Source organism: Kribbella sp. NPDC054772, from assembly GCF_053611945.1.
The window spans coordinates 40,483-49,873 of sequence record NZ_JBSHBJ010000047.1 but is presented as its reverse complement, the minus strand read 5'-3'; the positions used below and the strand labels follow the sequence as shown (position 1 = coordinate 49,873).

Genomic DNA, 9,391 nt, shown 5'->3' with positions numbered 1-9,391 from the left:
GCTCGACCAGGTCACCTGCGCGTTCCCACCAGGTCAGGTCAGCGGCCTGATCGGCGAGAACGGCTCCGGGAAGTCGACGCTGCTGCGCGTCGTGGGGGGGCTCGTAACCCCCCCCGCCCGCGCGGGCGCCCCCCCCCCCCGCGATGTGGGGCTCCCTGCCGATATGACAGGGAAGGAACCCCTATGAATCCGTACTACATCACCACCGCGATCCCCTACGTGAACGCGGCGCCGCACCTCGGTCACGCGCTCGAGTTCGTGCAGGCTGACGTGCTCGCACGCCACCGCAGGCTCCGCGGCCAACCGGTTCGATTCCTGTCCGGCACCGACGACCACGCCCTCAAGAACGTCCTCGCCGCCCGGAACGCCGGGACGCCGGTGGCCGACTACGTGAACGCAGCCGCCGACCGTTTCCAGGCACTCCAAGGCCTTCTCGACCTGAGTTGCGACGATTACATCCGAACATCGTCCGACCCACGACATCGTCCCGGCGTCGACTACCTCTGGCAGCGCTGCGCGGACGCAGGCGACTTCTACCAGCACACCTACACAGGCCTGTACTGCGTTGGATGCGAGCAGTTCTACGAGCCCGACGCGCTGCTCCATGGACTCTGCCCGGAACACGGTACGGCGCCCGAGCGCGTGACCGAGACGAACTGGTTCTTCCGCCTCACCCGCTATCGCGATCACATCAAGGACGCGATCACCAGTGGCACCCTCACAATCAACCCGCCTCAGAAGCGCAACGAAGTACTGGCGCTCCTCAACGAGGGACTGCAGGACTTCAGCGTCTCCCGCCCGGCTGCTCGCGCGGGCGGCTGGGGCATCCCGGTGCCGGGTGATCCCGGTCAGGTGATCTACGTCTGGTGGGACGCGCTCACCAACTACATCACCGCACTCGGCGTCGACGATCCCGGCGAGGACTACGAGTACTGGTGGGCAGGCGACGGCGAACGTGTGCACGTGATCGGCAAGGGCATCACCCGTTTCCACGCCGTCTACTGGATCGGGCTCCTGCTCTCTGCCGGCCAGCCGCTCCCGACCACCATCCATGTCCACGACTACGTCAACGCGGGCGGCGCCAAGCTCTCGAAGAGCACCGGCAACATCGTCGATCCCGTCGAGTTGGTCGAGGACTACGGTACGGACGCTCTTCGCTGGTGGATCACCCGTGAGGTACCGCTCCTCGGCGACACCGAGTTCACCACAGCCCGCCTGATCCAGGCTTACAACACCGACCTGGCGAACGGGCTCGGCAACCTTGCCAACCGCACCGTGACCCTGTTGCACAAGTACTACGACGGTCGGCTGCACGTCGACGGCGTACCCGTGACCGGGCCGGCCTGGGACAGCGCCGATCTGGACGCTGCCTGCGCCGCCCTTCCGTCGAGGATCGACGCCGCGCTCAGGACCGCGGACTTCCGGTCGGCGACCGCGCAGTTGGTTGCCACCGTCAACCTTGCCAATCAGCTGCTGAACGCAGCGGAACCCTGGAAGGTGCTCAGGAGCGGCTCGGGCGACCCGGATCTGGTGCACCGTCTCCTCAGCCGCGTCGCCCAGGCGTGTCGGACGATCACGACGGAGCTCGCGCCGTTCTGTCCAGCCGGGGCCACGCGGCTGTCGAGGCAGTTAGGCGACAGCGAACAGGTCGCGGCTCCCGTGCCCGTCTTCGTCCGCGTGGTCCGTGTCTGAGGGTCAGGAGGCCTCGAGGACGAAGAAGATGAAGCTGATGAACCTTGCCGGGTGGTCCATCCCCTGTGGACGGAGTTCGACCGGTGTGTCCGCGGCGATCGGCGGCTCGCTGATGACCGAGATCCGGAAACCTGCCGCTGCGAAGGCGTCGCTCATCGCCTGCAGCGGGCGGTGCCAGATGTTGTAGGTGACGGTTCGGCCGGCGTGCTCGGCGTCGAACGAGAACTCGGCGATATCGAAGTACTTGGCGTCGGGGTTCAACGCCGTGTGCACGATCGGGTGGTTCAGCGACAGGATCAGGCGTCCGCCCGGCTTCAGCACGCGGCGGAGCTCCGCGAGCGGCTCGGTCCAGTCCTCCAGATAGTGCAGGACGAGTGAGGCCACGACGTCATCGAATGCCGCGTCGGCGTACGGGAGGGGCTTGGCCAGGTCGCCGACCCTCAGGTCCACATCCTCGCCCAGCCTGCGGCGGGCCAGGTCGATCATCGCCGCGCTCAGGTCGAAGCCGGTGATGATCGCGCCTCGGTCGCGGAGCGCCGCCGAGAGCGGACCGGAGCCGCAACCGACGTCGAGGATGCGGCGGCCGTCCACGTCGCCCGCGAGGTTCACCATCGCCGGCCGCTCGTAATGGCCGTTGAGCAGGTTGACCTCGTTGTCCGCGGAGTACGCCACAGCGAACTCGTCGTAGTCGGTCTTCGGCACCGAGCGCTCCTTCTGTCGGATCCATGAACGAAGCCCGCAGGTCCGAGCTTCGCCCGTACGACGGCCGTCGCGCCGCTGAAGTTCGGGCTAGTTGGTGAGCCCTCCGCTGTGGACGTGGACGTGAAGGTGTTTGGAGTCCTGGTACTCGCCGAGGTTGGTCAGCACCGCGGCGGCGCCGTGTTCGATCTCGACATCGCGCGCGATTGATTGCACCGCCTGCAGCAGCGCTCGGATGTCTGGCTCGTCGGCAGCTGTGGCAGTGGTCAACGACCCGATGTGGCGCTTCGGAATGACGACGATATGCAGATCCCAATACGGGCGCGTGTGATGAAACGCGAGCACCCGTTCATCCTCGTACACAACCCCCAGCCGAGCCGGGTCAACGAGCGCGACATCGCAGTAGAAGTCACTACCGACGTACGGCGCTTCAGTCATGTCAGTCACCTCTCGGTACGGCGGTTAGAGGTTTGGCTCGTGTTGTAGGAGTTGGGGGGATGACGTGAAGCCGAGGCGTTCGTAGACGGGGACGGCCTTGCGGCCGGAGTGGACGGTGACTCGGCTTGCGCCGGTGTGGAGCGCGTGATCCGAGGCGGTTTGTACGAGGGCTGAGCCGATGCCTTTGCCACGGTGTTCCGGTACGACGAAGACGCTCTGGATATCGGCCGAGCGGCGATCGAGTGCGTCAGGTCTTGGCGGGCGTGGAACCAGCGCGAGCCACGCCATACCGACGAGGTCGGTGCCGTCTGCTTCGGTCGGGCGGGCGATGAAGGCGAGGTGAGTGTTGGCGTGGTCGGTCCACCACGCGGCAAGGTCGGCCTCGAACGCCTCGATCGTTTGGTTGGCTCGCTGGTCCGGGGTCGCGTTCAGCCAGAGCAGACGGGTCAGCTGAGGCAGGTCCGCTTGATCTGCGAGGCAGATGTCCATGCGGTGAGTCTTTCGCAGGACGCGACGGCCGGGCTATCGGGTTTCCAGCGTGGCCTTCCAGAGCTCGATGCCCACCGGGCGGCCGCCGGCGCGCTTCTCCCAGCCGCCGATGTACGCCGTAACGCAGCCGAGGTCGATCCACGAACCAACCGCCGCACCGTTCGGCGACGTCCAGATCGGTGACGCGGTGGGGAACAAAGATGCCATCCAGCGACCACTTGTTTCCCAGCCGATTGCCGTCGCGCCGCCGACGTCGCAGTCGACCAGGCTCGCCGTACGCGCGCAGCAAATTCGTGGCCGTCGTACGACGCGTGCTGCGATGCTGGCGGGATGGGTGTGTCCGGGCGGGTCGTCGAACAGCGGGTTCGTAATCGGGTGATTGAGGTGCTCGAGATCCTGGCTGACGGGGATGGCGGTGTGTTGCTGGTTGGGGTGGGTGACTACTTCAACCTGTTCTTCGACTGGGTGGACGAGCCGCCGCGCGCGTTGTCGACGTACACGGCTGAGGAGTTCGAGCAGGTCGGGCGGGTGTTGGCGGTGGTGAACGAGGCGCTTGCGGCGACGGAGGGGCTGGAGCAGGTCGACGAGATCATCGAGTCTGGATGGCCGACGCGGATCGCGGTGGTTGCTCGGGAGGCGTTCGCGGTGATGGCTGCTCGCGGACGGTTCAGCGAGGACGCGGAGGAAGCGGAACCGTCTTACACCTGAGCGGGTTGGTCGGCGAGGGCTTGGAGGAGCTTGGCGCTGCTTGGGTTGGCGGGGAGGAAGGTTTCTATGGCTAGGCCGGCGGCGTTGACTTCTAAGGGGGCGCCGATGGTGGCGATGAGGGTGAAGAGGCGGACGGGGCCGAGGCGGGTGTTCAGGTCGAGGGTGACCATTGGCTGCTGGGCGGGGGCGGTGGGGAGCTTGGCGGGGAGGTAGGTCTCGACCTCGTCGAGGAGCTCGAGCAGGGCCTCGTCGGGGGTGTCGCGGCTGCGGCGTTTGAGTTGGTGGATGAGCGGGAGGCTGCAGGCCGCGGTCATCGACGAAATGCTGGGGAGGCCGCCGGGGTGGACCGACAGGCGGAGCATGTTCATCGGCGGTTTCAGGAGTTCGGGATCGACGCCGGCCCAGAGGAGTTCGGCGGCGGCGTTGGCGTCGATGAGGTTCCACAGGCCGTCGACGATCAGCGCCGGGTTCGGCATGTGCGCGTCGAGCAGGTCGCGGAGTGAGTCGCGCAGCGGGAGCATCGCGTCGGAGTCGTACGGCTCGTCGAGGTACAGCGGAGCGAATCCGCCGGTCAGCAGCAGCCGGTTCCGCTCGGCCATCGGCAGGTCCAGATGGTTCGCCAAGTGGACGAGCAGTTGCCGGCTGGGCTGTGCGCGCCCGGTCTCCACGAAGGACAGATGTTTCGTCGACACCTCGGCCTCGACAGCCAGGTCGAGTTGGCTCATCCGTCGATGCATGCGCCAGAACCGCAGCAGTTCGCCGACTGTCTGCGGCTCCTCCAAAACGGTCATAAGCGAGGGTACGGCGCGCCTCGGACACTCCACGATTACCCACGAGGTAACGCGATGGACTGCACCAAGGAGGTAATTGAACCGCTCCCCCGGCGCCACGGATCGTTGACGAAGATCATCCCGATCCACCGAGGGGGCACCACCATGAATCCGACGTACACGGCTGTCGCGACGTCGTCCGGGCGCGAGGCCCGCGCTGTCACCGCCGACGGGCAGCTCGACATCAAGCTCGCGTTCCCGAAGGAGATGGGCGGTGACGGCGACGGGCTGAACCCGGAGCAGTTGTTCGCCGCCGGCTGGGCCGCCTGTTTCTCGACCACACTCGATCGGCTCGCGCAACTCCGGAACCTCGACGCCAGCGACGTCGCCGTCACCGCAGAGGTCAGTCTCGTCCCCGCCGACGGGAGGTTCGGACTGGCTGCCGTACTGCGGATCGAACTCCCCGAGCACCTCCGCGGTGAAGCGGGCGACAAGCTCCTCGAAGCCGCCCACAACACCTGCCCGTACTCCCGCGCCGTCCAGGGAAACATCCCGCTTGAGGTCGTCGTCGAGTGACCGGCCTACGCGGCCCTGACCTCGTGTGTTTGGTGAGAAGGGTGTCGAGGTAGTCGTCGAGTGACGCTGTTGCCTAGGCCGCCGTGATCTTGTGTTTGGTGAGGAGGGTTTGGAGGGTGGCGTGGCCTTCGGTGAAGGTCCATTGTTCGGCGGGGAGGCCGGCGGTTCGGGCGGCGTCGACGTTCTTCGCGATGTCGTCGATGAAGAGGATCGTGGACGGGTCGGCGCCGATGCGGTCGGCGGCACGGGTGAAGAACTCCGGGTCCGGTTTTGCGACGCCCAGGTCGTAGGAGTAGCAGCTGACGTCGAACAGATCGTCGTACCCGAGCGCCGTCCGCATGTGCGCGCCGCGGTAGCTCTCCTGGTTGGTCCCGAGGTGTACGCCGTACCCGTTGCGCCGCAGCGCCCGGACCACCGCGAGGGACTCCTCGATCAGCACGATGTTCTTCCACACCGCGTCGTACACCTCGGCCACCGGTGCCGCCACGCCGTACTTGCGCAGCGTCGTGGCGAGCACCGGCAGATAGTCACCCTGCCCGGCGAGCATCGGCAGCTCGTCTTTCCAGGTCTCGTGCAGGAAGTCCCGGGCCCGATCGCCGAGATACGGCTCCATGGCCGCGTACCAGCCACCAGGAATCTCCTGCAGAACGCCGTCCGCGTCGAACAGCACGTGCTGAATGGTGCTGTCCGGTCGGGGTACGCCGTACAGGGCGGCGCGGACCTGCAGCGGGGCGTTGCACATGTAGTGGGGCCCTTCTCAGGACGGGTCTTGGAGAATGCCGAGGACGTTGCCGTCGGGGTCGGTCAGTGTGGCGACCAGGCGGCCCCCGCCGACGTCTTTCGGTGCGTCCTTGAGGGCGCCGCCGGCCGCAGTGATGTCCTTGATCTTGGCCTCGATGTCGGTCACGTGCCAGTATGCGGTCGGCGAGGTCATGTCGCTGTTCGGCACCAGGCCGATCTGCTGGCCCTCGGCGTCGTAGCCGACGTAGTACGGCGAGTCGGCCATCGGCTCGACACCGAGCAGCGCGGTGTAGACGGGCTTGGCCTTCTCGAGGTCGGTGACCGGGTGCAGGATCGTCCTGGCGCCTTGCGTGGTAGTCATTTCGTCACTCCTGGTTCGTGGGCCGCAGCCCCTGACGTTTACTGACTCCAACGCTATTTCGCTACCCACACCCGGTGCTTCTCGATTCCTGACCGGTTCTCCGGCTGAGGTCGAGAGGTCAGGCCACGTACTCCTTCAGATGCTTCCCGGTCAGCGTCTTCGGCTTCTTGATCAGGTCCGCGGGCGTGCCCTCGAAGACCACCTTGCCGCCGTCGTGGCCGGCGCCCGGGCCGAGGTCGATGATCCAGTCGGCGTGCGCCATCACGGCCTGGTGGTGCTCGATCACGATCACCGACTTGCCGGAGTCGACGAGCCGGTCCAGCAGCCCGAGCAGCTGCTCGACGTCGGCGAGGTGCAGGCCGGTGGTGGGCTCGTCGAGGACGTAGATCCCGCCCTTGTCCCCCATGCGCGTGGCCAGCTTCAGCCGCTGCCGCTCGCCGCCGGACAGCGTCGTCAGCGGCTGGCCGAGGGACAGGTACCCGAGGCCGACGTCGGCGAGCCGCTCCAGGATCTTCTCCGCCGCGGGCGTCCGCGCGTCACCGTCGGCGAAGTACTCCAACGCCTCCGACACCGGCATCGCCAGTACCTCGGCGATGTCCTTCCCACCGAAGGTGTACTCGAGTACGGCGGCCTGGAACCGCTTGCCTTCGCACTCCTCGCACGGGGACTCGACGGTCGCCATCACCCCGAGCTCGGTGTAGATCACGCCCGCGCCCTTGCACGCCGGGCAGGCGCCTTCGGAGTTCGCGCTGAACAGCGCCGGCTTCACCCCGTTCGCCTTCGCGAACGCCTTCCGGATCGGGTCCAGCAGACCGGTGTACGTCGCGGGGTTGCTCCGCCGCGAACCGCGGATCGCGCCCTGGTCGATCGCCACGACGCCTTCGCGATCGGCGATCGAACCCTGGACCAGCGAGCTCTTCCCGGACCCGGCGACGCCGGTCATCACCACCAGCACACCGAGCGGTACGTCGACATTCACGTTCTGCAGGTTGTTCGTCGAAGCCCCGCGCACCTCCAGCGCACCCGTCGCGCATCGCACCGCCGGCTTCAGCGACGCGCGGTCGTCCAAGTGCCGGCCGGTGAGCGTCCCGCTGGAGCGCAGCTTGTCGAGCGTGCCCTCGAACACCACCTGGCCGCCACCGGATCCGGCGCCCGGACCGAGGTCGATGACGTGGTCGGCGATCGCGATCGTCTCCGGCTTGTGCTCCACGACCAGGACCGTGTTGCCCTTGTCGCGCAGCTGCAGGAGCAGCTCGTTCATCCGCTGGATGTCGTGTGGGTGCAGGCCGATCGTCGGCTCGTCGAACACGTACGTCACGTCGGTCAGCGAGGACCCGAGGTGGCGGATCATCTTGGTCCGCTGCGCCTCACCGCCGGACAGCGTGCCCGCGGGCCGATCCAGCGACAGGTACCCGAGGCCGATGTCGACGAACGAGTCGAGTGCCTCGCCCAGCGCCTTCAGCAGCGGCGCGACCGCCGGCTCCTTGAGGGCGCGGACCCAGTCGGCCAGGTCGGTGATCTGCATCGCGGTCAGGTCCGCGATGTTCTTGCCGTTGATCTTCGACGACCGGGCTTCCGCGCCGAGCCGCGTACCGCCGCAGTCCGGGCAGGTCGTGAACGTCACCGCCCGCTCGACGAAGGCGCGGATGTGCGGCTGCATCGCGTCCACGTCCTTGGACAGGAACGACCGCTGGATCGACGGGATGATGCCGGTGTAGGTGAGGTTGATGCCCTCGACCTTGATCTTGGTCGGCTCCCGGTAGAGCAGGTCGTGCAGTTCCTTCTTGGTGTACTTCTTGATCGGCTTGTCCGGGTTGAAGTACCCGGCGCCGCGGAAGATCCGCCCGTACCAGCCGTCCATGCTGTAGCCGGGGATCGTCAGCGCGCCCTCGTTCAGCGACTTCTCGGCGTCGTACAGTGCGGTCAGGTCGAAGTCGGTGACCGCGCCCATGCCCTCGCAGCGCGGGCACATGCCGCCGGCGTACACCTGTTCGCGGACGACCTTCTTCTCGCCCGCACCCTTGTCGGCGGTCATCGAACCGGTCGCGGTCCGCTTCGGGACGTTGAAGGAGTACGCCGTCGGCGGGCCGATGTGCGGTTTCGCGACCCGGCTGAACAGGATCCGGAGCATCGCGTTCGCGTCGGTCGCCGTACCGACGGTGGACCGCGGGTTGGCGCCCATCCGCTCCTGGTCGACGATGATCGCGGTGGTCAGACCGTCGAGTACGTCGACCTCGGGGCGGGCCAGGTTCGGCATGAAGCCCTGGACGAACGCGCTGTACGTCTCGTTGATCAGCCGCTGCGACTCCGCCGCGATGGTGCCGAACACCAGCGAGCTCTTGCCCGAACCGGAGACCCCGGTGAACGCGGTCAGCCGGCGTTTCGGGATCTCGACACTGACGTCCTTCAGGTTGTTCACCCGCGCGCCGGTGACCCGGATCATGTCGTGGCTGTCGGCAACATGCTCGTCGGAGCTCATGTCTCTGTCTTCTCCAGGTGTCGTGGGTCAGGGGGCCTGGTTGATCCGGACGTGGTTGCCGGCCGGGTCGCGGAAGGCGCAGTCGCGGATGCCGTACGGCTGGTCCACCGGTTCCTGGATCACCTCGGCGTCGGTGGCCTGGAGGCGCTCGAACAGGCCGTCGAGGTCGTCGGTCTGGAGCACCACGGTCGCGTACGTCCCCTTGGCCATCATCTCGAGGATGACCCGTCGCTCGTCCTCGGTGAGGCCGGGGTCGACGGCCGGCGGGGTGAGCACGATCGAGGTGTCCGGCTGGCCGGGCGGGCCGACCGTGATCCAGCGCATGCCCTCGTACCCGACGTCCATCCGGACCTCGAAGCCGAGCAGGTCGCGGTAGAACTTCAGGGACTCTTCGGGATCGGTGTGCGGCAGGAAAGTGTTCAGAATCTTCAGGCTCAT

At 67.1% G+C, this 9,391-nt stretch carries 13 protein-coding genes; 4 read left to right on the top strand and 9 right to left on the bottom strand.

Annotation, left to right across the window (positions count from 1 at the left end):
• On the top strand, positions 1-187 hold a 187-nt coding region (locus ACWGID_RS39050; RefSeq protein ID WP_452204426.1), incomplete at its 5' end, for an ATP-binding cassette domain-containing protein.
• The gene (gene metG, locus ACWGID_RS39045; protein ID WP_452204425.1) at positions 184-1,692 is read left to right on the top strand and encodes a methionine--tRNA ligase; all 1,509 of its coding nucleotides are present in this window, start codon (positions 184-186) and stop codon (positions 1,690-1,692) included. The genes ACWGID_RS39050 and metG, both read left to right, overlap by 4 nt.
• 3 nt (positions 1,693-1,695) lie before the next feature.
• Here metG and ACWGID_RS39040 read toward each other — a convergent pair whose 3' ends face one another.
• From ACWGID_RS39040 to ACWGID_RS39025, 4 genes are all read right to left on the bottom strand, one after another.
• Positions 1,696-2,394, bottom strand: coding sequence for a class I SAM-dependent methyltransferase (locus ACWGID_RS39040; protein ID WP_452204424.1), 699 nt, complete (start codon positions 2,392-2,394; stop codon positions 1,696-1,698).
• Positions 2,395-2,481: 87 nt separating this feature from the next.
• Positions 2,482-2,829, bottom strand: a complete 348-nt coding sequence (locus tag ACWGID_RS39035) for an HIT domain-containing protein (protein ID WP_452204423.1) — start codon at positions 2,827-2,829, stop codon at positions 2,482-2,484.
• A gap of 24 nt (positions 2,830-2,853) precedes the next feature.
• A complete protein-coding gene (locus ACWGID_RS39030) occupies positions 2,854-3,318 on the bottom strand; it encodes a GNAT family N-acetyltransferase (RefSeq protein ID WP_452204422.1) in 465 nt (154 codons plus the stop codon).
• Between the two features lie 33 nt (positions 3,319-3,351).
• Positions 3,352-3,525: a hypothetical protein gene (locus ACWGID_RS39025; RefSeq protein WP_452204421.1), complete on the bottom strand. Its 174-nt coding sequence runs from the start codon at positions 3,523-3,525 to the stop codon at positions 3,352-3,354.
• Between the two features lie 123 nt (positions 3,526-3,648).
• On the opposite strand from ACWGID_RS39025, the gene ACWGID_RS39020 reads away from it, so the two are divergent.
• Entirely contained in the window at positions 3,649-4,026 is a 378-nt protein-coding gene (locus tag ACWGID_RS39020; protein WP_452204420.1) for a hypothetical protein, read from the top strand.
• Here ACWGID_RS39020 and ACWGID_RS39015 read toward each other — a convergent pair.
• Complete coding sequence (locus tag ACWGID_RS39015) at positions 4,017-4,817, bottom strand: helix-turn-helix domain-containing protein (protein WP_452204419.1); 801 nt, start codon at positions 4,815-4,817, stop codon at positions 4,017-4,019. The genes ACWGID_RS39020 and ACWGID_RS39015 overlap by 10 nt on opposite strands.
• 144 nt (positions 4,818-4,961) lie before the next feature.
• Between ACWGID_RS39015 and ACWGID_RS39010 the strand changes: the two genes are divergently transcribed.
• Complete coding sequence (locus tag ACWGID_RS39010) at positions 4,962-5,372, top strand: Ohr family peroxiredoxin (RefSeq protein WP_452204418.1); 411 nt, start codon at positions 4,962-4,964, stop codon at positions 5,370-5,372.
• 73 nt (positions 5,373-5,445) lie between these two features.
• On the opposite strand, the gene ACWGID_RS39005 is transcribed toward ACWGID_RS39010, so the two are convergent.
• The 4 genes from ACWGID_RS39005 to ACWGID_RS38990 all read right to left on the bottom strand — a co-directional run bounded on the left by ACWGID_RS39005 (position 5,446) and on the right by ACWGID_RS38990 (position 9,391).
• A complete protein-coding gene (locus ACWGID_RS39005; protein WP_452204417.1) occupies positions 5,446-6,114 on the bottom strand; it encodes an HAD family hydrolase in 669 nt (222 codons plus the stop codon).
• 15 nt (positions 6,115-6,129) lie between these two features.
• Positions 6,130-6,474, bottom strand: coding sequence for a VOC family protein (locus ACWGID_RS39000; protein ID WP_452204416.1), 345 nt, complete (start codon positions 6,472-6,474; stop codon positions 6,130-6,132).
• Positions 6,475-6,592: 118 nt separating this feature from the next.
• Entirely contained in the window at positions 6,593-8,953 is a 2,361-nt protein-coding gene (locus ACWGID_RS38995) for an ATP-binding cassette domain-containing protein (protein WP_452204415.1), read from the bottom strand.
• Positions 8,954-8,980: 27 nt separating this feature from the next.
• Positions 8,981-9,391 (bottom strand): VOC family protein, encoded by a 411-nt coding sequence (locus ACWGID_RS38990; protein ID WP_452204414.1) that lies wholly within the window; start codon positions 9,389-9,391, stop codon positions 8,981-8,983.